At 61.4% G+C, this 23634-nt stretch carries 23 protein-coding genes; 7 read left to right on the top strand and 16 right to left on the bottom strand.

Going from position 1 to position 23634, the window contains the following annotated elements:
- The first annotated feature begins 126 nt into the window (after positions 1–126).
- On the top strand, positions 127–546 hold the full coding sequence (locus QN219_RS21625; protein ID WP_284002022.1) for a heme-binding protein: 420 nt from the start codon (positions 127–129) through the stop codon (positions 544–546).
- A 30-nt stretch (positions 547–576) separates the two neighbouring features.
- Here QN219_RS21625 and QN219_RS21620 read toward each other — a convergent pair whose 3' ends face one another.
- The 15 genes from QN219_RS21620 to QN219_RS21555 form a co-directional block, all read right to left on the bottom strand.
- Entirely contained in the window at positions 577–1398 is an 822-nt protein-coding gene (locus QN219_RS21620) for a carbohydrate ABC transporter permease (protein WP_284002020.1), read from the bottom strand.
- A 3-nt stretch (positions 1399–1401) separates the two neighbouring features.
- Positions 1402–2268 (bottom strand): sugar ABC transporter permease, encoded by an 867-nt coding sequence (locus QN219_RS21615; RefSeq protein WP_284002019.1) that lies wholly within the window; start codon positions 2266–2268, stop codon positions 1402–1404.
- A 55-nt stretch (positions 2269–2323) separates the two neighbouring features.
- Positions 2324–3655 carry an extracellular solute-binding protein gene (locus QN219_RS21610; protein WP_284002018.1) on the bottom strand — a complete coding sequence of 444 codons (1332 nt, stop codon included), beginning with the start codon at positions 3653–3655 and terminating at the stop codon, positions 2324–2326.
- Positions 3656–3705: 50 nt separating this feature from the next.
- Positions 3706–5232 carry a putative N-acetylmannosamine-6-phosphate 2-epimerase gene (locus tag QN219_RS21605; protein WP_284002016.1) on the bottom strand — a complete coding sequence of 509 codons (1527 nt, stop codon included), beginning with the start codon at positions 5230–5232 and terminating at the stop codon, positions 3706–3708.
- Positions 5233–5300: 68 nt separating this feature from the next.
- The gene (locus tag QN219_RS21600) at positions 5301–6050 is read right to left on the bottom strand and encodes a GntR family transcriptional regulator (RefSeq protein WP_284002015.1); all 750 of its coding nucleotides are present in this window, start codon (positions 6048–6050) and stop codon (positions 5301–5303) included.
- 152 nt (positions 6051–6202) lie between these two features.
- A complete protein-coding gene (gpmI, locus tag QN219_RS21595) occupies positions 6203–7729 on the bottom strand; it encodes a 2,3-bisphosphoglycerate-independent phosphoglycerate mutase (protein WP_284002014.1) in 1527 nt (508 codons plus the stop codon).
- A gap of 28 nt (positions 7730–7757) precedes the next feature.
- Positions 7758–8720, bottom strand: a complete 963-nt coding sequence (locus QN219_RS21590) for a LysR family transcriptional regulator (RefSeq protein WP_284002013.1) — start codon at positions 8718–8720, stop codon at positions 7758–7760.
- 37 nt (positions 8721–8757) lie between these two features.
- Positions 8758–10263, bottom strand: a complete 1506-nt coding sequence (locus tag QN219_RS21585) for an ethanolamine ammonia-lyase reactivating factor EutA (protein WP_284002012.1) — start codon at positions 10261–10263, stop codon at positions 8758–8760.
- Between the two features lie 167 nt (positions 10264–10430).
- On the bottom strand, positions 10431–11657 hold the full coding sequence (locus QN219_RS21580) for a hypothetical protein (RefSeq protein WP_284002011.1): 1227 nt from the start codon (positions 11655–11657) through the stop codon (positions 10431–10433).
- Between the two features lie 139 nt (positions 11658–11796).
- Complete coding sequence (locus tag QN219_RS21575) at positions 11797–12552, bottom strand: NAD(P)-dependent oxidoreductase (protein ID WP_405052186.1); 756 nt, start codon at positions 12550–12552, stop codon at positions 11797–11799.
- Positions 12503–12616 (bottom strand): hypothetical protein, encoded by a 114-nt coding sequence (locus QN219_RS34200; protein ID WP_405052185.1) that lies wholly within the window; start codon positions 12614–12616, stop codon positions 12503–12505. Before QN219_RS34200 ends, QN219_RS21575 begins: the two co-directional genes overlap by 50 nt.
- Before the next feature lie 261 nt (positions 12617–12877).
- Positions 12878–13885 carry a tripartite tricarboxylate transporter substrate binding protein gene (locus QN219_RS21570; protein ID WP_284002009.1) on the bottom strand — a complete coding sequence of 336 codons (1008 nt, stop codon included), beginning with the start codon at positions 13883–13885 and terminating at the stop codon, positions 12878–12880.
- Positions 13886–14039: 154 nt separating this feature from the next.
- The gene (locus QN219_RS21565; RefSeq protein ID WP_284002008.1) at positions 14040–15038 is read right to left on the bottom strand and encodes a tripartite tricarboxylate transporter substrate binding protein; all 999 of its coding nucleotides are present in this window, start codon (positions 15036–15038) and stop codon (positions 14040–14042) included.
- Between the two features lie 211 nt (positions 15039–15249).
- Entirely contained in the window at positions 15250–15777 is a 528-nt protein-coding gene (locus QN219_RS21560) for a tripartite tricarboxylate transporter TctB family protein (protein WP_284002006.1), read from the bottom strand.
- Positions 15774–17285: a tripartite tricarboxylate transporter permease gene (locus QN219_RS21555; RefSeq protein ID WP_284002004.1), complete on the bottom strand. Its 1512-nt coding sequence runs from the start codon at positions 17283–17285 to the stop codon at positions 15774–15776. Before QN219_RS21555 ends, QN219_RS21560 begins: the two co-directional genes overlap by 4 nt.
- Positions 17286–17883: 598 nt before the next feature.
- On the opposite strand from QN219_RS21555, the gene QN219_RS21550 reads away from it, so the two are divergent.
- From QN219_RS21550 to QN219_RS21535, 4 genes are all read left to right on the top strand, one after another.
- A complete protein-coding gene (locus QN219_RS21550) occupies positions 17884–18471 on the top strand; it encodes a chromate transporter (RefSeq protein ID WP_284002002.1) in 588 nt (195 codons plus the stop codon).
- The gene (locus tag QN219_RS21545) at positions 18464–19003 is read left to right on the top strand and encodes a chromate transporter (RefSeq protein WP_284002001.1); all 540 of its coding nucleotides are present in this window, start codon (positions 18464–18466) and stop codon (positions 19001–19003) included. The genes QN219_RS21550 and QN219_RS21545 overlap by 8 nt, the downstream gene beginning before the upstream one ends.
- Positions 19004–19222: 219 nt before the next feature.
- On the top strand, positions 19223–20095 hold the full coding sequence (locus QN219_RS21540; RefSeq protein WP_284002000.1) for a phosphate ABC transporter substrate-binding protein: 873 nt from the start codon (positions 19223–19225) through the stop codon (positions 20093–20095).
- 55 nt (positions 20096–20150) lie between these two features.
- The gene (locus tag QN219_RS21535) at positions 20151–21191 is read left to right on the top strand and encodes an amidohydrolase family protein (RefSeq protein WP_284001999.1); all 1041 of its coding nucleotides are present in this window, start codon (positions 20151–20153) and stop codon (positions 21189–21191) included.
- Between the two features lie 63 nt (positions 21192–21254).
- On the opposite strand, the gene QN219_RS21530 is transcribed toward QN219_RS21535, so the two are convergent.
- Positions 21255–21626: a hypothetical protein gene (locus tag QN219_RS21530; RefSeq protein ID WP_284001997.1), complete on the bottom strand. Its 372-nt coding sequence runs from the start codon at positions 21624–21626 to the stop codon at positions 21255–21257.
- Between the two features lie 83 nt (positions 21627–21709).
- Here QN219_RS21530 and QN219_RS21525 point away from each other — a divergent pair, with 83 nt between their 5' ends.
- Entirely contained in the window at positions 21710–22819 is a 1110-nt protein-coding gene (locus QN219_RS21525; RefSeq protein ID WP_284001995.1) for an alcohol dehydrogenase catalytic domain-containing protein, read from the top strand.
- A 27-nt stretch (positions 22820–22846) separates the two neighbouring features.
- Positions 22847–23524: an RraA family protein gene (locus QN219_RS21520; protein WP_284001993.1), complete on the top strand. Its 678-nt coding sequence runs from the start codon at positions 22847–22849 to the stop codon at positions 23522–23524.
- Positions 23525–23634: the final 110 nt, after the last annotated feature.

Raw genomic sequence — 23634 nt, 5'->3', positions numbered from 1 at the left:
ACCTCAACCTTCCGGCGCAACATGGCACTCCGACTTGTTCCCCGACAGGGAAAGTGCTTCGCCGAACATGAGCATTCTCACTTTCCCGCCCCGTTGTAGTGTCGTGACGAAAACAGGGAGAGAACGATGGCAAATTACAAAGAGACGATCAGCCTTGCCCACGAAGGCGCAATGACTGCCCTTGCGGCGGCGGTGCGTCACGCGGAAAGCATCGGCGTTCCGCAGTGCGTCTTCATCGTCGACGCGAGCGGCGAGACGATCGCCAGCATCCGCATGGACGGCGCCAAATATTTGAGCATGCATACTGCCCGTTCCAAGGCCCGCACCGCGGCCTCGATCAACGGGCCGACTGGCGCGATGCCGGTCGAGTTTGGGGTTGCGGCGGGAATTGCATCGCAGGGCGGGGTGACCCATCTTCCGGGCGGTCTGCCCATTCGCTTCGGGGGCAAACTCGCCGCCGCCATAGGCGTCGGCTCCGGCACGGGCGAGCAGGACTTCGAAGTAGCCCGCGCAGCGCTGAAGGCAATCGGCGCCGATCCGGTTTGAGCAGTCGAGTGGGCGCGCGCAAGCGCGTGCCTAGCCCTTCACGGCACCGGCAGTCAAAGACGCCGAGATCTGCCGGTACATCAACAGGCCCAGCAATGCGGGGGGCAACGCGCCGAGCACCATGACGGCGGAGGCGGTGCCCCATTGCACGCCGCCCCCGCTCGCGGCGAAGAAGAACGACGCTCCGACCGTCATCGGGACCGCTCGGTTCGTCGTCAACATCAGGCCGAAGAGAAATTCGTTCCAGGCCGTGATGAACCCGAAGATGAACGTTGTGACCAGGGCCGGACGCACCACCGGACGGATAATCATGAGCATGACCTGCCGGGAACTGGCGCCGTCCATCTTCGCCGCCTCGTCCAGCTCCGCCGGCACGTCGGAAATCGCGTTGACGAGGATGACGAGCGCCAGCGGCGTGTTGACGATCGTTAGGATCAGACCGAGGCCGAGCTGCGTATCGAGCAGCCCCAACCACTGGTACATCATATAGAGCGGGATCGCGAAAATGATGAGCGGTACGGCACGCAGGTTGATAATCAGCGGCAGCAGCGTGCGCTTTCCAGCTTCGCTGCGGGCGATCGCATAGGCGGCCGGAAAGGCGAGCGCAATCGCCAGCCCCGTCCCGATCAGCGAGGCAACGGTACTGTTGAAGAGATAGCCGTAGATGTTGAACCGATCGGTCTCGCCCAGCACTCGCGTGTAGTTTTCAAGCGTCGGTTCGCCGATCCAGAACCCGGGGTTGAACGACAGTTCGCGCGCGCTCTTGAATGATGTGATCACTGTCACGATGACAGGAAAGTTCATCGCGAGCACGGCGATCGAAAAAACGAGCCAGCGCAGCAGATTGAGCATCGGTCAGCGCCTCCTGCGACCCGTTATCCAGTTGAGGCCATAAAGCACCGCAAGCGACGCCAGAAAAAGGACGACGGATGCCGCGACGGCCTTGCCGATCGCGCCGCCCTTGAAGAAGGCCTGGTAGATGTAGATCGAGAGCGAGGTCGCCGATCCGCCTGCCCCACTGCCGGTTAGCGCATAGACGTTGTCGAAGACACGAAAGCCGTCGATGAAGCGGATGAAGAAGGCAATCACCAGCGTCGGCAGCATCAGCGGCAACTCGATCCACCAGAGCGCCTTCAGAGCCGACGCACCATCGAGCGAGGCGGCTTCGCGGACCTCGAGCGGTATCGCGGCGTAGGCCATGTAAAAGAGCAGGAAGGCGAACGGCGTCCACTGCAGGATTTCGACGACGAGCAGCGTGCGGAAGGCGTTGTCGACGTCGAGAAATGCCGGGCTATCACCGAACCATTCGAACAGATAATAGGGCACCGGGCCGGCGAACTCGTGCAAAACAAGCCGATACATGAGGCCGATCATCGCCGGCGCGACCATCAGCGGCAGCATCAGGGGCGCCATCAGATAAGAGCGCTTCGCCAGAAGCGGCGTGAGGAAGACGGCCAGGAAAAGCCCGATCAGGCATTCCGCGAGAGCCGTCAGAGTGCCGAAGCGCATCGAGAACGAGACAGCGCCCCAGAACTCGCGATCGGCGAGGACCGCCGCATAGTTGCCGAACCCGCTGAGCGTTGGGCTACGCAATGTTTCGAAGGAAACGGTCGAGATCGAATAGACAAGGTTGACCGCCGCCGGAAACCCCAGGAAAAACAGCAGGAAGCCCACGAGCGGCGTGAGATACGCCCTGCCTTCGGCGCGTTTTACGATAGCCATTTCCATCCATCGAGTGCGCCGGACGCCAGGCTGTCGCCCGGCGCCCGACTGGGAATTACTTCTTCAACAGATCCTGCATACCGGCCTTGGTGTGCGCCAGCGCATCTTCGAGATTTTGCTGGCCGGCCCAATAACCGGTGAATTCCTTCGCCTGCAGTTCGTAGACCGAAAGCGCCTTTGCCGAGGTGGCGCCGTTCATGACGTAGCCGTATTTGCTGGCGAATTCGCCTAGCTTGACGAGGTCTGGCCGCTCCTTTGAAACCTTGGCAACCACATCAGGGGCAAGCGCCGGCGAACCGCCGTTGCGGGCGTAAAGCAGTGCCGCATCCTCTGTCGCCAGCCATTTCAGGAACTTGACGGCACCTTCCTTGTTCTTGGCGTTCTTGTTAAGGCCGAGGCCCAGTCCATGGATGTGGTCGGCGCGGCCATCCGGACCTGCAGGCGGTGCGACAATCCCGGTGACAGAAGCAACCGCCGGCGTCTTCTCCGCATTGGTCAAATCAGCGGCTGCGGCATTCCATTGCAGCGCGGTCGCCGCCTGGCCGGAACCATAAGCCGCGTTCGTCTCCGCATATTCGTAGCTCAGCGAATCCTTCGGTGAAGCGCCTGCATCATAGAGCTTCTTGTAAAGTTCCAGCCCGGTCTTGTAGGCGTCGGAGTCGACAGTGACGTTGCCCTCCTTGTCCATCCAATCCGCACCGTAGGAACGCGGCAGCGACTGGAAGACCATCATGTTGAAAAGCAGGTTCTTCATTTGCAGCACTGTACCGTAGCGGACCGGGCTCTCGGAATTCACTTGCTTGCTGAAATAGAGCGTGGTCGCCGCCCAATCGTCCCAGGTCCAGCTGTCCGGATCCTTCGGCTGGAGGTCCTTGCCGAGATGCTCCTTGGCGATTTCCGCATATTTCTTCTTGGCCGCATCGTCCTGCATGAGCGCATCCACCAGGTCCTTGCGGTAGTACATGAAGTGCAAAGACAGGTCGGTCGGCACGCCATATTGCTTGCCGTCGAACTGCATCGTCTTCAGCACGGACTCGCCGAATACCTTGCCGGCATCGGCGCCGAGATCGACGGGCTCCATGTAGGGCGCATAACGGCCGATCGAATAGGTCGCGACAAGATTGACATCGAAGGCATCCGAGCCGGCTGCCATGTCCGCCTGCAACTTGTCGAAGAAGCCGTCTCGGTTGAAAAAGAGCAGTTCGACCTTGTCGGCGTCGGTGACGCCGGACTGGCCGTTATAGGCTTCGACGGTCGCGCGCAGGGCGGTCTCCTCCGAACCGCCCGGCCAACCGAGAACTGTGACCGTTGCATGGGACATGCCCGGCAGGGCAACGCTTGCGAGAAGTACGGCCACAGCCGAAAAAGACGTCCTGTTCAGTTTCATCGTTGTTCCCTTTCTTATCTTTTGACAGTTCGAATGCATGCGAGGCGTCGCTACCCGCCCTCTCCCGCGAGATCGGCGACGCCGATAATGCCCGCGCGGCTGCCGAGCTTGGCCGCCAGGAGACACGGAGCGAGACGCGGCGCAATGTCTTTCAGGTGATCGCGCATCTCATCGATGTAGCCGGCGGCAAGACCGATGCCGCCGCCGATGACGATCTGGTCCGGATCAAGCATCAGCTGGATATCGCGGCAGAGGGTTGCCGCACGCAGTGCCGATTGCGAAACGATCGCTCGCGCCCACGGCTCGCCCTGCTTCGCTCTTTTGAATACCTTGGCGGCCTCCACTTCATGCCCGGCCTTCAGTGCCTCGGCGGCAATCCAACGGCCGGACGTCTCGTCCTCAAGCGGCGACCGCCCCTGCGAGGGGCCGCGAATGAGACCGAAATGACCTGCCAATCCCGAAAGCGGTCGTCCGCTGATGACGATTCCGCCTCCAATTCCGGTCGAGATGGTCAGAAAGACAAGGTTTCCGCCGGTCCCGGCACCGAACTTATGTTCCCCCCACGCCGCGGCCTGCGCATCGTTCATGGCGAAAACCGGCTTGCCGAAGAGGCGTGTTGCCCGGTCGACCAGCGGATAGCCATCGGGAATGCCGAGCGTCGCAGGATTGAGCGCCGACCAATGCCCGTCCTGAACGAGACCGGTCACCGCAAAGCCGGTGCGGGCGTAGCGGTCGCGCCATTGGGCCGTACTCTCGGCGATGGCTTCGAGCCAAGCATCGGGCCCCGCCTCGCGGGCGGTAGGGATGAGAAGCTCGTCGACAATCGCGCCGCCGTTGACCAGTGCCGCCATTGTCTTGGTGCCGCCTATGTCGACCGCAAGCACGGTTTCCGCCGCCCTCCCCTCCGCCTTGGCATAAGCTTTTGCCAAAGTCTCGTGGAACCACGAAGTTACGTGCTCCGTGCGGGTAATGGCCGAACCTACGACGACGGCATAGGCGCCAGCTTTGACGGCGGCGGCCGCCTGTACCGGCGAGCGGATGCGTCCCTCTGCGATGACGTAGGGTGTGAGCTTCCGCATGGCCGCAATGAGCTCTATGTCCGGGTCGACCGGTTCGGGACCACCCACATATCCGGAAAGCGTTGTGCCGACGAAGTCGACACCGGCAGCAAGCGCATGCTCGGCATCGTCCAGAGAGGAGCAATCGGCCATGGTCAACTTGCCCTTAGCCTTCACGGCCCGGACCAGTTCTTTGATCCCGGCCGGGCGCACTCGGTCGGTCGCATCGAAGGCAACGACGTCCGCGCCGGCGTCCGCGAGTGCCTCGGCGTCGGAGATATAGGGCGTGATGCGTACCGGACTGTCGGCAAGGTCGCGTTTGACGATACCGATGATCGGAGCTGCGACTGCGGAACGCACGGCCCGGACGTAGGCCGCGGATTCAATCCGCAGCGCGCAAGCGCCCGCATCGAGCGCCGCTTTGGCGAACCCTGTCACGAATTCGGCATTGTCCATCGGCCCTGCCGGAACCGGCTGGCAAGAGACGATCAGGCCGCTTCTTACGTCTTCGCGCTGCAATCGTGACACTCCGTTTCGGCATCACGATAGATGGAAAATACCAGATTACAACCAGTTTGTGACTGGTATTACCGCTGCAGTTCGAACACGAAATCATAGACGTCGCCTTTGTAGCGCGTCTCGCAATATTCGACGATTTGTCCGTCCGCGAGAAAGCAGCGTCGCTCGGTCATCAACAACGGAGCGCCGGGGCCGCAATTGAGGTGCTGCGCGTCCTCCTCGCTTGCTGCTCGCGAGCGCATTCTCTGGATCGCGCGTTGAGGCAGAAAACCCCGCGCCTCCAATGCCTCGTAGAGGGAATCGCCGACCAGATCCGGCGACGGCAGGAAGCGAACCGGCACTGCGGAAATCTCGACCGCGATCGGCACGGAATCGGCGGTTCTGACCCGTTTCATGCGAACGACACTGGCGTTGCCCGCGACCCCCAATGCCATCATCTCGGCCGGCGAGGGTCGGCTTATCTGCCTGGAAAGCCATATGCATCCGGGCGTCAGCCCGCGTGCGCGTATGTCCTCGGAAAAGCTCGTCAGCGTCGACAGCGATTTTTCGACACGCGATCCGACTTCTGTCCGGAAGCCATGGCGGCGATTGAGGAGCCCCTCCTCCTCAAGCAGCGCGAGCGCTTTTCGCACGGTCACGCGGGACAGGGAAAATGCGTCTGCAATGACGCGTTCGCCCGGCAGGACTGCACCGGCCTTCAAGGCATTGGAGCGGATCGCGGCCTCGATCGCCGCCTTCAATCGCTTGTACAGCGGCGACCCGGGCGCCGCATCGGCGAGTTCCTTGCCTATCAGTTCGACGAAGACATCGGTTACCATTGCCGCTCCATGCCAGTTCTGCCGCCTGTGGAATTCTTTCACAGGCACCAGCTGGAGCTATACTGGTATTATCCGCTCAACGCAAACTGGCCGATGCACCGGCGCGGAGTTCACTTGGCCACCGCGCCGCCACGTCTTTTCTGCAGGCGAGATCATTGATCCGCGAAAAGTGCACGGCCCGTCATCGCCTCCGGCTGCCGGATCCCCATGAGGGCCAGAATAGTGGGCGCGACATCGGCGAGAATACCATCGCGTAGGCGCACGTCACGTGACGAACCAGATAGCAAGACCGGCACCGGATTGGTGGTATGGGCCGTGTGCGGTTCTCCGTTCTCAGGATCGATCATCATCTCGCAGTTGCCGTGGTCGGCTATGACTAGCATGGCCCCGCCCGCCCGGGCGACGGCAGCGTCGATTTCGCCGAGCGCCCCATCAACGGTCTCGACTGCAACAATGGCCGCCTCCAGCTTGCCGGTATGACCAACCATGTCCGGATTGGCGAAATTGACGACCACCAAGTCGTATCTTCCGCTCTCGATCGCGGCAACGACCTTCGTCGTCAATTCCGGGGCCGACATCGCCGGTTGCAGATCGTAGGTGGCCACCTTAGGCGAGGGCACGAGGATGCGATCCTCGTGTTCGTATGCGGCCTCGCGCCCGCCGTTCAGAAAATACGTCACATGCGGGTATTTTTCCGTTTCTGCGAGATGGATTTGCGTCTTCCCTGCCTTTGCGACCGTCTCGCTCAATCCGTCGTCGAGACGCTGAGGTGGAAACAAGGTGCGCATCGTTGGGTCGAGCTCTGATCCATAGGAGACCATTCCAACGGCGATCGACAGTTCGGGCCTCCGCCCGCACTCGAAGCCAGCAAAGTCCGGAAGCGTCAGGGCCGCCAGGATCTCGCGCACCCGATCCGACCGGAAGTTTGCACAAAGAATCGCGTCGCCGTCCCGAATACCTGCATAGTCGCCGATGAGGCTCGGCGGGATGAATTCATCCGTCTTGCCCTGCGTGGCCGCTGCTTCGATTGCTTCCTCCGCCGTAGCGAAACGCCCCCCTTTGCCCAGGGCGATCGCCTCGTAGGCGAGCCTGACCCGATCCCAGCGGCTGTCCCTGTCCATCGCAAAGAACCGGCCGCTGACGGTGGCGACAACAGCACCGTCCGGAAGCTTCTCAGTGAGTTGGCGAAGATACGACGCCGCCTGCCCCGGTTGCGTATCGCGGCCGTCTGTGAACGCGTGAACGATCGGCCGCACGCCAAGGCTCGCAAGCTCCCGGGCGACCGCCGCGACATGGTCCATGTGCGAATGCACGCCCCCTGGAGAAACGAGTCCGAGGATATGGCACACGCCCCCCGTCCGCTTGAGCGTACCCGGCAGCCGGCTTTCCGCGAGCAGATTGCGCAGGGTTCCATCGACGATCGCGGCATCGATGCGAGGCAGTTCCTGCATAACGATACGCCCCGCGCCGATATTCAGATGCCCCACTTCGGAATTGCCCATCTGCCCCTCGGGCAAACCTACCGCCGGACCATGCGTTGTTAAGAACGCGTGCGGGCACGTCGACCACAAGCGGTCGAAGTTCGGCGTCTTCGCAAGCAGGACGGCGTTGCCCTCCGCTTCTTCGCGCCAGCCCCATCCGTCCATGATCATCAAGACAGTCGGCTTCTTATTATCCAAGGCAATTCCCTCCGATCCAGTCCCGAAATCATTCCGCGCCAGGCCGCATTGCATCCTTGAGCCGTGCTTCCAATATCGCCAGGAAAGCCCGAAGCTTCTTCGGCACAAAGCGGCTGCGCGGATAGAACGCCTTGATCACACGATGCGAGACGATCTCGCCATCAAAGACGGAAAGCAGCCTTCCGGCACGGATTTCTTCGACGACACTATAAAGGGGAAGACGGGCGATACCGGCGCCCTGAAGGGCCGCAAGAAGGATGGCGCTCTCGAAATTCGAATGAAATGTGCCGTCCACCTGCACGGTGATCTCCTCGTCGTCGAAGCGTGCACCCCAGATCCGCGGATCCGGTTTCTGCGTCGTGTGGATCAGGCAGTTGTGCTCACGAAGGTCGGCCGGCTTCATCGGTCTCGGCCGCTCGGCGAAATAGGCTGGCGCGGCGCAAATCACGTAGGGTGCTGGTCCGAGCTTGCGTTCGAAGAGACCGGTGTGAAACGACTCGTCGTCATCGAAATCGCGGCTGCCGATAACAACATCCACGCCGCGTTCCATCAGGTTCACCGAGTAGGCGCTGACGGTGAGCTCGACCTTGATCGAAGGATATCGCGCGTTGAAATCGACGATTGCCGGCGCGACGAGCGCCTGACCAACGCCGGGGGTGCTGTGGACCCGCAGGGTGCCTATCAGTTCGCTGCTGAGCCCGCTCGCATCCGCCTTCGCGGCGTCGATCTCGGTGAGGATCCGCGTGCAATGATCGAAGAAGACGCTACCCGCATCGGTCAGAAAGACAGCATGCGTCGAGCGGTTGAGCAGGGTCAGCTTTAACGCCTCCTCGAGCTGGGAGACGTGCTTGCTCATATAGGACGGCGACTTCCCAAAGATCTTTGCCGCAGTAGTGAAGCTGCCATGCTGCACCACGCGCGTGAAGATCACGATGTCGTTGAGATCGAGCCCGTCAAAGCTCGATCTCGGCATGTCAGAAGACTTGATCATCTCCGGCGTCTTGGCACAACTCTGCGCCGGGGACAATTCAAGAAAAGAGCAGCGACTTGATAACAACGGGAATGACCCCCGGCGGGTTAAGAAACTCGCCGAGATCGACGAAATCCAGATTCTTGAGCCGCACGCCGTCGATGGAGATCAGGTGCGACTGGATTCCGAGCTCCCTGTCGAGGATACGGCCGATTGTCTGACCGACATCGCCATCGATCATCAGGACCAGGAGTGCCTTGCGCTTACCCTCTGGCGCGGCAACCATCTTGATCGCCTTGGCCATGGCGAGCAGGCGCTCGTAGTCCGGTAGCCCAGTCCACGAAAAAGCAAGCGCAGTCATCGCGGAGACGTCGTGATCCTGCCTGTCGGCGCTCTCGCGGAAAGCCGCAGCGATTTCCTCCGGGTCGATCTCTTCGGGGAGCGTCTTTCCGAGATGGACCACCGGGATGTTGTGCCTGGGCAGGGCGTCGGCGCCATTCATGTAGAGCGTCTTGCCGCTGACCTGCACGGTGAATTGCGAGGCGCCGATGACGGTCGCGCGGATGCGTTGCCCGGCATCGACCATCGGTATCTCGATGCGCGGCTTGAGCTGCGCCACGATCTCGTCGGCGAGATCCCGCGCTACGTCGCCATGGTCATTCCGCTCGTAATCGAAAATGTATTCCGAGACGCCACCGGAAAAGGTGATGTAGGTCGGCTGGACTGGCCGTTCGAGAGGCTCGGTGAGGAGAAGGCGCTCGCCAAGCGGGTCGAGTGGGTCACCGAGAATCTCATCAACCGCGGCGGCAGCCAGGCGCTTCACAATGGCGCGGCGGTTCCCAGCGTCAGCGATCGTGCCGGGGTCGGTGTCGAGCCCAAGTTCCTCCGCAACGATCCGAGCGGAATCATCGACACGGGACCATGCACCTTGGTTGTCCTGAGCTAGCAGCCGCCCGCCGACCGCAAAGGCCGCGCCGCTGACAATTTCTCCCTTGTCGATCAAGGCAAGCTTGGTTGTGCCGCCGCCGATGTCGACGTGCAGGCCGCAGGCATCCCTTTTCTTCGAGAGTGCGGTCGCGCCCGAACCATGGGCTGCGAGCATGCATTCAAGCTTGTGGCCGGCAGTTGCACAGACGAAACGGCCTGATTCATTTGCAAAGATTTCGTCGATCGCCCGCGCGTTCTTTCGCTTGATCGCTTCGCCGGTCAGAATGACGGCGCCGGTGTCTATGTGGCTGCGCTTGTAGCCGGCGTCATGATAGCAGTGCTGAAAGAAGTGCCTCAATTCGTGCGCGTCGATCGTCCCGTCCGGCAGAAACGGCGTCAGGAGGATGGGCGAGCGCCAGAGCACCCGCCGATCGACAACGACAAATCGGCTGGAAAGATCGTCCGTCTCCCGCCGCAAGACGACATTTGCAAACAGCAGGTGAGACGTGGAACTGCCGATATCGATGCCGACCGTCAACAGATCGACGGTTTCCTGCTTCCACAGCCAATCCGCGATCTGCTGACGTTCGCTGTCGGACAGATCGTCATGCTCGTGGTCGAAATCGAGATCGTGCACCCGCAACTCCTCTTTCCTACAGCGCCGCCGCGCCTCTTCGAGAGGCGCAAAAGATCGCTGTAGCACTTTGAATTGCCGCAAGAATTTGTCCTCAATCGGCTCCGATCTAGGAGATCATGCGGTGATGCCGGGCCTCACCCACCCGGCCGCCTGATCCGCGCCGTGCCTTACGTCGCGGGACCGGCAAGGATGGGCGTCTGGATGACACCCGTCAGGCTTTCCTTCGGCAGGGCCATGATAGCCGCCTCGTCGAAGATGTCGCCCATGGCAGACGGAACGCCAGTCTTCTGCAACTCCTCAAGGAACTTGCGATGCACGCGCGGATCCTGATCCTCGTATTCGATCTGCCGTCCGCCGTCCTTGACCGAGGTCGCCCCGCCGCCTTCCGCACTCTTGCGCCGCAGCGAGATGAACGGGTAGCGCCGGCTGCCGAGACTGCAAGCGACATAACGCGCCGGCTGGTCGCAGGTGTTGAAATGCTGGTGGTACATCCAAAACGGCGGCGTATACATGAAGCCGTGGCGCCACGGGATCTCCTTGAATTCGGAGTCTCCCTCATACCACATCAGCGAGTATCCCTCGCCGTCGACGGCATGGACGTGCGTTCCTGCGGCATGGCGATGCGCCTTCTTGTATCGGCCGACCGGCATCTGCGAAACGTGGGAATGCATCGTTCCGTCCGCCAGCACGAAATTGACGTTGAGCGATCCCTTGCCGCGTCCCTCGAACTCATAGAGCTTGAAGCTCGTCAGGTCGTGGACGAAATTGGTTTCCCAGATGTTCTGCACCTTTCGCGCCGATTCCAAGCCGTAGGAATAAAGCGCGCCCTCGCCTTCGAAATGCTTGGCCTGGCCGATGCGGTCCTTGAAAGCGAAGTCGTTGTCGAAGACGAAATCGAGGTTGTGGTAAAGGTTGATGGTCAGCGGCGCGTTGTTCGTGCAGGAGAGGCGCACGGTATCGACACCCGAACCGTTGTTGAACTGGTAGAGGCAGTTCAACGGGATGGCGAAGAGCGCCTTCGGCCCCCATTCGAACGTGCGGACTTCACCGTTCGGAAGCCAGACGGTCGTCGAGCCATAGCCCGACAGGACATAGAAGAACGCTTCATAGAGGTGTTTCACCGGGCGTGTCTTGCGGCCGGGCAGGACCTCGATGACGTAGTTCGCCATGAAGTCGCCCATGCCGTGAGTGTGCGCAAAGCAGCCGCGCGCGTCGTAGCGATCCCATGGTCCGGTTTCGAGCGCAAGGAGATCGTGCCCGAGATCGAAATGGATCGGGATGCCCTCCCCCTTCGACCAATCCTTATAAGGATCGACGAGGAACTTGGTATTGCCGGGATCGGAAACCGCAACCGGTTCACCACTGAGCGGCTTTGTATCAACAGTACTGGCCATCTGGTTCACTTTCATTTGGCTTTATCGTTCCGCATTCGGCGCGAACTATGAGTCTTTTGAACCGGCGTCGGTAGTGTGTTTTCGGAAAAGGCGTTTTCCCGATACTGCGCTCGCCGGCGACACCAAAGGGCGAAATCCGTCAGGCGAGACCGCCTTCCGAGGGCGCGAGCGGTCTCACCGTCCGCCCAAGATAGGTCGCCTCGGGTCCATAGAGCAGGGCTTTCACGTCGTCGGCCTTCAATGTCTTGATGATCTGGTCCACCTGGCCGGCGAGCGGCAGCATCAGCCCGGCCTTCTGCGCAAGCTCGAGGGTGACGTCCATGTCCTTCTCCTGCCAGGTGAAGCGCGTGGAATCCCAGCGCGCCAGCGTGCCATTCGTGCCGGGACAGGCCAGCAGAATCTCGCGCATGCGCTGCGCGTCGATGCCGTAACGCTTCGCGATCAGGAGGGTTTCGAAATTGGCGACGCAATGAATCCAGTGCAGCAGGTTGTTGCAGGATTTCGCAATCTGCCCCGCCCCGAGCGGTCCGACATGCACGACATCGCGGCTGTAGCTCATCAGCGCCGCGCGAACGCGCTCGACGTCCTCCTCCGTCCCGCCGCAGAGCGAAAGCAGCGTGCCTGACCGCGCTCCGGCGGCGCCGTAGACGACCGGCGCATCGACGAGACGCTTGCCTTTTGCCTTCAGATGCGGACCAAGGTCGCGCATCGTCTCCGGGCTGATCGTCGCTGCAACGACGATCAGCGTATCGTCGGCTGCCTTGACCGCAAGCTCCTCGCAAACATCGATAACCTGTTGATCGGTTGCAACGACGAGAACAAAGACATCAGCCGAACGAGCCAGTTCATCGAGGCTTCGCTTCGATGCGATGCCGCGTGCCTCGGCCGCCGCCAGTCGCTCGTTCGCTGACGTCGAAGGCCGAAACCTCGAAGCCTCTTTCCAGCAGGTGACCCGCCATCGCGAGGCCCATTTCTCCCGTTCCAACGACACCGATTTTCATTTCCACCTCAGGATCTGCTTGCCGCGCTACGGCGCCACGCGTCCTTTCAGACGTGCAAAAACATGTGTAACGCTTTGATTAGTTGCGTATTTCTTCTTAAATCGGCTCCGATTTAAGGAATTGGCGGCGGCCCCTCGTGCCGGCGATGACGGCCGCGTCGGTGGTGGCAGGCCAACCAAACGGGCGGCGGCATGACCACCGCCCGCAGCGCCGCAAGGCTCAGTTACGCGACAGAAGGGTCTGTTTCAGGAACTCGACGATTTCCGGCGTCTGATCCATAGCCGCCTTGACCGTTGTCGCGACTTCTTCACCTACCTTCGGGTCCACCGGCAGACTGAGAGACTGTGCCTTCGCCAGGAATTCCGGATCGGACGTGGCTGCTTTGTAGGCATCGCGCAGAGCCTTCAGCCGGTCTTCCGGGATGCCGGCTGGACCTGCCGTAAGCCGTGAAATGTTGCTTTGCGAGGCCACCAGAGCAACGACCTTCTTGGCTTCTTCATCGTCGACCAGCGAGGAGAGCTGCGGCACGTCCGTCTCCGAACCGCCGATCTGGGCGATGAAGCGGCCATTGCCCTCATCCACGAACTGCTGGAAGGAGGAGCGCGAGGCGATGATCCCCTGCACCTCGCCCCGGCGCAAGGCGAGTTGGTCGTCGCTGCCGTTGTAGCCGGAAACAATCTGGATCGGCAGGTCGAGCGCGTTGACCAACATCGTGGTCTCGATCGTGGAGGCGCTGCCGACACCGGCGGAAGCAAAGCGGATCGGCTCCTTCAGAGCCTTGAGCTGCTCGTAGCTCTCGATGCCGGAATCCTTGCTCACGACGATGACGCGCGGATCGGAGGCGACCTTCCCGATCCAGGACATGTCCGCCAAGTCGAACTTGATGCCGGGGTCACCGCCGAGCTGCCCGTAGATGAGGCCGGTGTTGAACGTACCGAATGTCAGGCCATCCGGCTCGGAAGCGTAAATATAGTTCGCTCCGATGAGGTGGCCGGCGCCGGGCATGTTCTGGACGACGAAGGTCGAACCCGGCAGATATTTCTGCATGAACTGCGCCACGAGACGGCCATTGGTGTCGTAGCCGCCGCCCGGTCCGGTCGCGACGATATAATTTACCGTCTTGCCGTTGAAGAACTCCTTGCCCTCCTGCGCTGAAGCGCCGGTAGTCGAGATCGTGAGCAAAGCCGCAGTCGCGCAAGCCGCCATGCGAATTGAATGCCATTTCATTGTTTTTCCTCCCAGTTGAAGCTTGAATTTCGGCAGAGGGGATGAGGTAAGGTGCGCGCGGTTTTCCGCCCGCATCCCGCTCTAACTTATTAGAATCGGTCACGTTTATGACTTTGGGTCGATTCGACCCAAAGTCATCGTGATCTAGCGCGCATCAGCCTTCGCTCAGCGCCTCTTTCAGCACGTTGATGACCTCCGGCGCCTGGTCCAAAGCCTTCTCGACTCGCGTCCTGACCTCGTCCCCGACCGCGGGATCGACCGGAAGACCGAGTGCACGCGCCTTCTCAATGAATTCCGGATCGGACGTAGCGGCCTTATACGCATCCCGGAGAGCCTTCAGGCGATCCTCCGGAATTCCGGCGGGGCCGGCGGAAAGGCGCGAGATCCCGCTCTGCGACTCGATCAGGCCGACGACCTGCTTCGCCGTCGCGTCATCGACCATCGTGGAGAGTTGCGGCACGTCCGTTTCCGTGCCGCCGACCTGCGCGATGAAGCGGCCTTTGCCCTCATCGACGAACTGCTGAAATTCCGACCGCGATCCGATGACACCCTGGACCTCGCCCCGCATCATCGCGAGTTGGTCCTCGTTGCCGTTATAGCCCGAAACCACCTGGATCGGCAGCTTGAGCGCGTTGACGAACATGGTCGCCTCGATCATCGAGGCGCTTCCCTTGCCGGCGGTCGCGAATTTGACCGGCTCCTTCAGGGTCTTGAGCTGTTCGTAGCTTTCGATCCCCGATTCCTTGGTGACGAGAATGATCCGCGGGTCAGATGCGACCTTCCCGATCCAAGACATTTTCGTCAGATCGAACTTGATGTTCGGGTCGCCGCTGAGCTGACCGTAGAGCAGACCGGTATTGAAGGTGCCGAAGGTAACACCGTCCGGTTCGGAGGCATAGATATAGTTCGTGCCCAGCAGATGGCCGGCGCCCGGCATGTTCTGCACGACGAAGGTCGAGCCCGGCAGATATTTCTGCATGTACTGCGCGACGAGGCGGCCGTTGGTGTCATAGACGCCGCCCGGCGCCGTCGCGACGATGTAGTTGATGGTCTTGCCGTTGAAGAATTCGACCCCGTCCTCGGCCAAGGCAAGCCCTGGCCAGAATGTTGACATGATGGCCGCGCCCGATGCCGCTATGCGAAGTGTTTGCATTCCCATTGTTTCCTCCCGTTACCTTCCGGGCATAAGCCGCCCGATTTCGGAGGTCCCCGTTTCCCGACAGCGTCTGCGAGCGGCAAACCGGTCCCGCTCACGGTGGCGCTGCCAACGTGAAACCATCCTTGTTATTCGTTTGGTGTTTCGTTTTGGCGCGCGCTCCGAAGGGCGCCCGCGTTGTTTCGAACCGCCTCCTCGCCGATCTCGGTCAGGCTGCCCCTATCCCGATTGCCTGCACCAACCAGGGCGTCAGGAAACCGGGGTGGAGCTGGATGTGCAGTAGCGCACCGAACATCAGGTAGAGCACCAGTGTGGCAACTGCCGCCAGCGACAAGGCGAACCGCCACGACGCCTCGGCCTCCCGACGGAGGAACGTTACCAGCAGCACTGGCACGCTCGCGTAGAAACCGAAGACCAGGATTCCGGCGACAAAGGCGACGAAATAAGTCCACATTAGGAGTTCCTGCGAGACCGTGTGCACTCCGAATTCCGGCAGTTCCGGATCCGGACCGGCCGGATGTGCCACACCGGCACGCGGCGCACTGTGGAATGCGCTCCTCGACGACGGCATCAAGTCGATGCCGAGCTGGACGAGGCAGAGCGCAATGGCCGGCAGACCGACGATCAGCGGCATGAAGCGCGCCTTGGCTGGAAACTCCATCGAGAGGCCCACCATGACAATGAAGAAGGCGAGCATGACGATGGTGAGCCATGTGCTGAAGGAAAGGTGCTTCACGTGTTGACCTCCACGCTGGGCTGGCCATTGCCGGACCGGAAGTTGCGATAGAAGGCGTAGATCATCAGCGCGACGATCATGCCGATGAGGACCAGCGACATCGGGCGCAGGAAGAAGGAGTAACCCCACAACTGCAGCGCCTGGTGCAGCGAGGCTTCCGCCTGGCCGCCGAGAACGAGGCCGATGACGAAGGGCGAGCGCGGCCAGCCGGCCCGCTGGAAGCCGTAGCCGATCGCGCTGAACAGCACGAGGACCACGAGGTTCTGCCACTGCACATCGCTGACGAAGCAGCCGATCGTCACGAAGACGAGAATGAAGGGCGCCAGCATGCGGCCGTTGACGAAGGTCAGAACCGCGATCCAGCGACAGACGACGAGCAGCATGGCGACGGCAATGAGGTTGCCCACAACCAGTGCCCAGATCAGCGTCCAGACAAGATCAAGGTGCTTGGTAACCATCATCGCGCCCGGCTGGATGCCGAGGATGAGGAAGGCGCCGAGCAGCACGGCCATGCCCGAGCTGCCGGGAATGCCGAAGAAGAGGGTCGGAAGCAGAGAGCCGCCTTCCTTGCCATTGCTGGCCGTTTCCGGTGCGATGACGCCTTCGATCGCGCCCTTGCCGAACCGCTCCGGCGTCTTCGAGCTTTGCACCGCGTGGCCATAGCAGAGCCATGCCGCGGTCGAGCCGCCAAGGCCGGGGATCATGCCGATGACCGAGCCGATGACTGAGGTGCGGAGCACGAGCCACCAGTGGCGCGGAACTTCCATGACGCCGGAAAACATTTGCCGGTACGAGAAGGCCTTGTCCATCGGTGCAGCCGAGATCGCACCGCCCTTGGTGGCAAGCGCCAGCATTTCCGGCACGGCGAACATCGCAAGCACCGCGGTCACCAAGCTAACGCCGTCCCACAGGAAAAGCATGTCCCCTGCATAGCGCGGCGTGCCGGTGATCGGATCCATGCCGATCGTCGACAGCATGAGGCCGTAGAAGCCGACAATCACGCCTTTGACGATCTTGCTGCCGCTCGCGAGAAACGCGATGAAACTGATGCCGAGAAGGGCGATCAGGAAGAACTCGGCCGGGCTGAACATCAGGATGACCGGCTCCAGCACAGGGATCATCACGGCGAAAACGACGGCGCCGATGATGCCGCCGACACCGGACGCGGTAATGCTGGCGCCGAGCGCACGCGCCGCCTGGCCCTGCTTGGCGAGCGGATAACCGTCAAGCGTGGTTGCCGCATCATCCCCATCGCCGGGGATGCCGAACATGATGCTCGATATCTGGCCGCTGGTGCCGTTGACGGCGTGCATGGTCAGCAGGAAAACGGCGCCTGCTACCATGTCCATGCCATAGACGAACGGAATCGCCATGGCGATGGAGAGCTTGCCTCCGATGCCGGGCGTCACGCCGACGAGCAGTCCGAAGACGACTGCGATCAGCATGAGACCCATGGTATGGGGGGTGCTCACAAGATTGAAGAGCGCCCCGAACATAGTCTCGATCATTTCTGGTTCCAATCCTCCCGTGGAATGGAGTTCCCGCCGATCAGATCGCGGCTCCATCGGGCAATCACTTGCGAACTCCTCCTGCAGACAGGGCGATTGCCACCATCGGTGCTGGCCCCTGCTGTCGCGTGGTTTTCATTAGTGCCACCGCTGTGACCTTTGTCCAAAGCAAAAAATTATGCTTAGTCCAACAGTTTTCGCGCGGACAGAAATCGGCACCATGATTGAGGACGCTGTTGCCGCGACCCGCAACCACACATTTATCCAATTGATATTCCCGTTATTTCTGTTCTTTAGAACGTAATAATCTTCATTGAACTGCTATCTCCGCCACCTTTCTGGTTGTGACTTGGTCGGGCGAGACAGGCCTCAACTGGCCCTCTCGCCAGACACGTGTCACGTGGACGGACGGGGTCGATAAGTTTTTCTTAAAGCGACGCTAAGGCGAAATGGCATGGACTTTCCGGAGTTTGCGCCACTAGCATCCGACGGTCTCACGCAAGCGCAGGGCAAGCGTGTCGCGCCAATCGCACGCCTATCATTTGCTCTCCCCGCACTTCCGGACTGCCGGGCGGGAGATTGCGCTATCGGAGCACCAATGGACAAACCCGTCGGCGACATCGGCATGGAGAAGGAGCAGACGGTGACCTCTCTTGCCCTGCTCGCTTCCTTTCTGCGGCTCGGCGCCTCCTCCTTTGGAGGCGGCATGGCGGGCTGGACCCACCGTGAGATCGTCGAGCGCCGCGCCTGGTTGACCGACGAGGAATTCCTGAAGACGCTGACGGTCGCCCAGATCATGCCGGGCGCCAATCCGGTCAACCTCGCCGTATATATCGGCCTTAAACTGCGCGGGATAGCCGGCGCCTGCATTGCCCTCTTCGGCATGGTGTTGCCCGCCTTCGCGGTGATCCTGGTGATGAGCGTCACTTACCAGCAGCTCAGGTCCCACCCGGAGGCACAGGCAGTGCTGCGGGGACTTGCCTGCGTCGGCATCGCCTCTTCGTTGACGATGGGAATCAAAACCGCCCGCCGGCTCAACGCGCATGCGCTGCCCATTCTGATCGCGCTGTCCGTCTTCCTGATGGTTGGCGTCCTGCACTGGTCCCTGGTCGCCGTCGTTGCGGCCACCATTCCCGTCAGCGTTGCCGCAACATTCTGGATCGAACGGGAGAAATCGCGTGGTTGATGACAAGCTGCTCGGTCTGGTTCTGCTCTGTATCCCCCTGTCGCTGGTTTCCTTCGGCGGCGGCCAGACGATCGTGGCGAGCCTCCAGCATCAGACTGTCGATGTCCTGCAACTCCTGAGCGGTCCGCAGTTCACCGATCTCTACGCTATTTCGCGCGCGGCTCCCGGGCCGGGCACCTTGATCGTAGCGCTGATCGGATGGGAGGTCAGCGGCCTTTGGGGAGCGATTCTCGCAACGCTCGCGATATTCATTCCCTCGTCCGTCCTGCTCTGCATTTTAGGCAGCTATTGGCAACGCCATCGCCGCTCCGCTTGGGCGATGGCGGCGGAGAAGGGTCTCGCCCCCGTCGCCGTCGGCCTGATTTTCGCCGGCGTCTTCACCGTCGCGCAATCGGCCAGGTTCACGCCGCTCGAATTGGCAACATCCCTCGGCGCGGGCGCCGTCCTGTTGACGACGAAAACCGGGGCCTATCCCGTCCTTGCCGTGGTCGGTGTCGGTTATTTTCTGCTGAGCCTCGCCGGAATGGCCTGAAACCTCACGCGATTTCCATGCGTGTTCAAGTCTCGCGGGCGCAGCCGACCGCGGCCGAGGACGTCGGCAGTCGCCATTGCTGCCCGACGTCCCCCTTGGAACCTGACGAAAGATAAAAATCGTCCTGCCGCGATTGACCGCAAGGTGATTCACGGTATGATACTTAAATCAGAACATCGTTCCGTATAAAGGAACACGTCGAAGGGAGGGTACACGCAGATGGTCGAACTATTGGTTTTACGGACCGCGGTCGGGAAGCACGATCACGTAAAGCCCCTGAAGGATGGCAGGGTCCGATCGAGCCGTGTGACGCTCGAGTTCCAGGAATTCGATCCGCTGCCAAAGGCGTTCCGTACGATGGTGCGCGGCGGAGACCTCGATCTTTCGGAAATGGCGATCGTCACCCATCTGCTGGCGCACCATTATGGAAAGCCGATCACCGGCCTCGCCGTACCGCTCTGGAGCCGGTTGCCCCATACCAACCTCGTCTGCCCCGTCGAATCGACGATCGATGGACCGCGTGACCTGGAAAACACGAAGGTCGGCGTGCGCGCCTATGCCCAGACGTCCGGCGTCTGGGTCCGGGGGGTCCTTCAGCATGAATACGGCGTCGACCTCAACAGCATCACCTGGGTCACCATGGAGGATGCGCATCTCAGCGAATACGACGACCCGGCCATCGCCGTACGCAATCAATCGGAGATGGCCCTGCGACCACTGATGCTCGCAGGCGAGCTGTCGGCGATCATGGGTGAGCGCGAGGTGGATCCGGCGGGGATCCGCAGCGTCGTCCCCGCTGCCGAGAAGGCCGCGAAAGACTGGATCGCCGCAACCGGCATCGTTCCGATCAACCACGTGCTGACGGTGAAGACTGCCCTGACGGACGAATATCCGTGGCTCGGCGGCGAGCTGATGGAACTGTTCGACGAGGCGCGGCGCGTGGCCGTGGCCGAGGCCGACGCCGCCGCACCGCCTCCGCCTTACGGGCTGGAAGAAAACCGCCGATCACTGCAGCTCGCCTTTGCCTATTCGGCAGAGCAGCAGATCACACCGCGCGTCTACGACGTGGACGAACTATTCCATTCAATTTGAGGTGCGAGGAAGCGGACGGAGCCGCCCTCGCCCGCTGCAGCACGAGGATGCCGCCATGATCATCGACATTCACGGACACTACACAACGGAGCCGCAGGCGCTCCACCAGTTCAGGGATAAGCAGCTCGCCGGTCTCGCAGATCCGATGCGACGGCCGCTGTCGTTCGACCTCGGTATCACCGACGAGATGCTGCTGAAATCGGTCGAACCGCAGCTCAAATTCCAGAAGGAACGCGGAAGCGATCTGACGATCTTTTCGCCGCGAGCGGCCGGCATGGCTCATCACGTCGGAACCGAAGCCATCAGCATGCAGTGGTCGGCGATGTCGAACGACCTGATCTATCGAATCTGCAGCCTGCTGCCCGATAATTTCGCCGCGGTCGGACAATTGCCGCAACATCCTGGCGCACCGCCGAAGAACTGCATTCCCGAGCTTGAGCGCATCGTCAACGAATTGGGTTTCGTCGGCGTCAATCTCAATCCCGATCCATCAGGCGGCTACTGGACCGATCCTCCGCTCACGGACCGGCAGTGGTACCCGCTCTATGAGAAGCTCTGCGAACTGGAGGTGCCGGCGATGATCCACGTGACGTCTTCGTGCAATCCGTGTTTCCACCATACCGGCGCTCACTACATCAACGGCGACACCACCGCCTTCATGCAACTGATTCAGGGCGATCTCTTTCGGGACTTCCCGACGTTGAAATTCGTCATCCCGCATGGCGGCGGCGCGGTGCCGTTCCATTGGGGGCGCTATCGCGGGCTTGCTCAGGAGATGAAAAAGCCGTTGCTCTCGGAGCACCTACTGAACAACGTCTTCTTCGACACCTGCGTCTATCACTATCCGGGCATCGAACTGATGGCCAAGGTCATCCCGGTGGACAACATCCTCTTCGCCTCGGAAATGCTCGGAGCCGTCAAGGGCATCGATCCGGAAACGGGCCACCACTACGACGACACGAAGCGCTACATCGATCAGCTTGAAACGCTCGACGAGGAAAGCCGCTACAAGATTTTCGAAGGTAACGCCCGCCGCGTCTATCCGAGGCTCGATGCCCAGCTCGCAAAGCGCGGGCGGCCGGCGCGGGCAGCGTGACGCGCCATGCGAGGCGTTTCACCCATCATCCACCGCTGCCCGCCGGCCCTCTGTTGGGCGGCTTCAGCAGCAGGACGCGTCGTCGTCCGAGATGATTGCGTTCTTCATCCAGGACGGCGGCAGATCGTCCTCCCGAACCTCGACGGCGCGTTTGAATACCTTGAACTGGTGACGCCGGTCCGGTGCCGTCCAGAAGGCGACAACCGTTTCGAGCGGCGGACATCCCGGCAGGCCGCAAGCAATTTCCGACACCATGATCGCGACATCGTCGGCAAGCGCGAAACGCTCGCGCGTCCAGACCTTCACCTGGCGGACGGCGGCGAGATGTTCGGGTTTCGAAGCGGCGGTCTTGAGCATGATTTTGAACCAGTCGCGCCGGCACCTGAGCCGGAAGCGGTCACCCGTTACATAGGGCGGCGTGGCCGCACCTGTCAAAAACGAATCCGGAAAAACAAGCCTGACCATATTCGCATGCCGCGCATGCGAACGGCCACGCGGCATTCGAAAGGAAAGTGAACATGCCAGAACAGGTCCTCGCGGCGGTCCGCACCGGTCCGAGCAAGATGGAAATCCGCGAATTCCCTATGCCGGACGTTCCGGAGGATGCAGCCCTCCTCAAGATGGAGGTCGCCGGCATCTGCGGCACGGACGTCAAACTCTTCAAGAGCCCGCCGACGAACGCGCCGACGATCATGGGGCACGAGAACATCGGGTACATCGCCAAAGCGGGCCGCGAATTCACGCGTCGCAAGGGCTTCAAGGAAGGCGACCTCGTCTTCGTCGAGCACTATGTCATGTGCGGTAAGTGCCAATGGTGTCATCAGGGACAATATCGCCATTGCGAGAACACCGACTGGCGCAACAATCCAGATGGCATTCGTTACGGCTACACCTCGGCCGAACGCGCGCCGCACCTTTGGGGCGGTTTCGCGCAATATGTCTATCTCCCCTGGAACGCCGTCGTCCACCGGGTGCCCAAGGGCGTAACGCCGGAACTCGCGGGCCTTGTCACGCCAATGGCGAATGGGGTTGAATGGTCGCTCTTCGATGCCGGCGTCGGCTATAACTCCACAGTACTTATCCAGGGGCCGGGCCAGCAGGGCCTGTCGCAGACGGTCGTCTGCAAGCAGGCGGGCGCATCGCTGATCATTGTCACCGGAACCTCGAAGGACGCGGCCCGCCTCGAGGTCGCGAAGACCCTTGGCGCCGACTACGTCATCGACGTGCAGCAGGAGGATCCGCTTGCACGCATCATGGAGATTACCGGCGGCAGGGGTGTCGACATCTCTCTCGACTGCACGGCTGGCGCCGGCACGATTCCGATCCTGCTCGGCGTCGAGGCGCTGAAGCGAAAGGCCGGGACGATACTCGTTCAGGGCGAGATGAAGGAGTTCCCGAACTTCCCGCTCGAGAAGGTGACGACGAAGGCGATCACCATCAAGAGTGCGCGCGGTCACAGCTATCTCGCCTGCGAGCTGGCGCTTGAACAGATCGCATCGAACCGCTTCCCGCTCGAAAAGATCACCACGCACCGCTTCGGCCTCAAGGACGCAGACCTGGCGATCAAGTCGGTCGGTGGCCAGGGCGTACCGGATGTCATCCACGCATCATTGATGCCGTGGATGTGAGCCGTAGCGATCAAGAGGAACAGGCAGATGACACTTGGATTCAGGGTCCTCGACCGGCGGCAGCGCGTCGGCACGGCGATGATCGAAAAATTTCGTGACCTGCCGGTCGCGAACGTCAGCGACGTCATGTCCCGCATGACGGCTGGCGGGGCAGCCCTCAGGCCGCTTCACGCTTCCGGCGTGCTCGCCGGCGCGGCCTTCACGGTGAAGACGCGGCCTGGCGACAATCTGATGATCCACAAGGCGCTGCTGATGGCCGGCCCCGGCGACGTCATCGTGGTCGACGCTGGCGGGGATCTAACCAACGCCCTCGTCGGCGAGCTCATGCTCTCTCATGCAAGGGCGATCGGCGTCACCGGCGTCGTGCTCAATGGTGCCGTCAGGGACTACGGCTGGATCAAGGCCAATACCTTCCCGGTCTTCGCCGCCGGCATCACCCATCGTGGCCCTTACAAGGACGGACCAGGCGAGATCAACGTTCCAATTTCCCTTGGCGGAATGATCATCGAGCCGGGCGATCTCATGCTCGGCGATGAAGACGGCCTCGTCTGCGTACCGTTCGACCAGGTCGAGGACGTCTACGCCACGGCGAAGGCCAAGAACGAGGCAGAGGCGAAGACGCTTGCCAACACGCTCGTCGGCAAGCTCGACCCGAAGCTCTGGGTGGACGAAAGCCTGAAGAAACTCGGCTGCGGCGGGGTCTAGAGCGGGGGGATAGCTGTGAGCGGTTTTCCCGTCGCATCTCGCTCTGACCTGTCAGAAACGATCACTGATTTGGGTCGATCCGATCCAAATCAGTGACCAGGTGCGCCCTG

The organism is Sinorhizobium sp. 8-89 (genome assembly GCF_030124325.1).
Classification (GTDB): domain Bacteria; phylum Pseudomonadota; class Alphaproteobacteria; order Rhizobiales; family Rhizobiaceae; genus Sinorhizobium.
This window is presented reverse-complemented; position numbering and strand designations above follow the sequence as displayed.

Coding starts and splice junctions, on each gene's coding strand:
- QN219_RS21625 (WP_284002022.1), top strand. CDS start 127: ATGGCAAATTACAAAGAGACGATCAGCCTTGCCCACGAAGGCGCAATG.
- QN219_RS21620 (WP_284002020.1), bottom strand. CDS start 1,398: ATGCTCAATCTGCTGCGCTGGCTCGTTTTTTCGATCGCCGTGCTCGCG.
- QN219_RS21615 (WP_284002019.1), bottom strand. CDS start 2,268: ATGGCTATCGTAAAACGCGCCGAAGGCAGGGCGTATCTCACGCCGCTC.
- QN219_RS21610 (WP_284002018.1), bottom strand. CDS start 3,655: ATGAAACTGAACAGGACGTCTTTTTCGGCTGTGGCCGTACTTCTCGCA.
- QN219_RS21600 (WP_284002015.1), bottom strand. CDS start 6,050: ATGGTAACCGATGTCTTCGTCGAACTGATAGGCAAGGAACTCGCCGAT.
- QN219_RS21590 (WP_284002013.1), bottom strand. CDS start 8,720: ATGATCAAGTCTTCTGACATGCCGAGATCGAGCTTTGACGGGCTCGAT.
- QN219_RS21580 (WP_284002011.1), bottom strand. CDS start 11,657: ATGGCCAGTACTGTTGATACAAAGCCGCTCAGTGGTGAACCGGTTGCG.
- QN219_RS34200 (WP_405052185.1), bottom strand. CDS start 12,616: ATGGCGGGTCACCTGCTGGAAAGAGGCTTCGAGGTTTCGGCCTTCGAC.
- QN219_RS21570 (WP_284002009.1), bottom strand. CDS start 13,885: ATGAAATGGCATTCAATTCGCATGGCGGCTTGCGCGACTGCGGCTTTG.
- QN219_RS21565 (WP_284002008.1), bottom strand. CDS start 15,038: ATGCAAACACTTCGCATAGCGGCATCGGGCGCGGCCATCATGTCAACA.
- QN219_RS21555 (WP_284002004.1), bottom strand. CDS start 17,285: ATGATCGAGACTATGTTCGGGGCGCTCTTCAATCTTGTGAGCACCCCC.
- QN219_RS21550 (WP_284002002.1), top strand. CDS start 17,884: ATGGACAAACCCGTCGGCGACATCGGCATGGAGAAGGAGCAGACGGTG.
- QN219_RS21540 (WP_284002000.1), top strand. CDS start 19,223: ATGGTCGAACTATTGGTTTTACGGACCGCGGTCGGGAAGCACGATCAC.
- QN219_RS21535 (WP_284001999.1), top strand. CDS start 20,151: ATGATCATCGACATTCACGGACACTACACAACGGAGCCGCAGGCGCTC.
- QN219_RS21525 (WP_284001995.1), top strand. CDS start 21,710: ATGCCAGAACAGGTCCTCGCGGCGGTCCGCACCGGTCCGAGCAAGATG.
- QN219_RS21520 (WP_284001993.1), top strand. CDS start 22,847: ATGACACTTGGATTCAGGGTCCTCGACCGGCGGCAGCGCGTCGGCACG.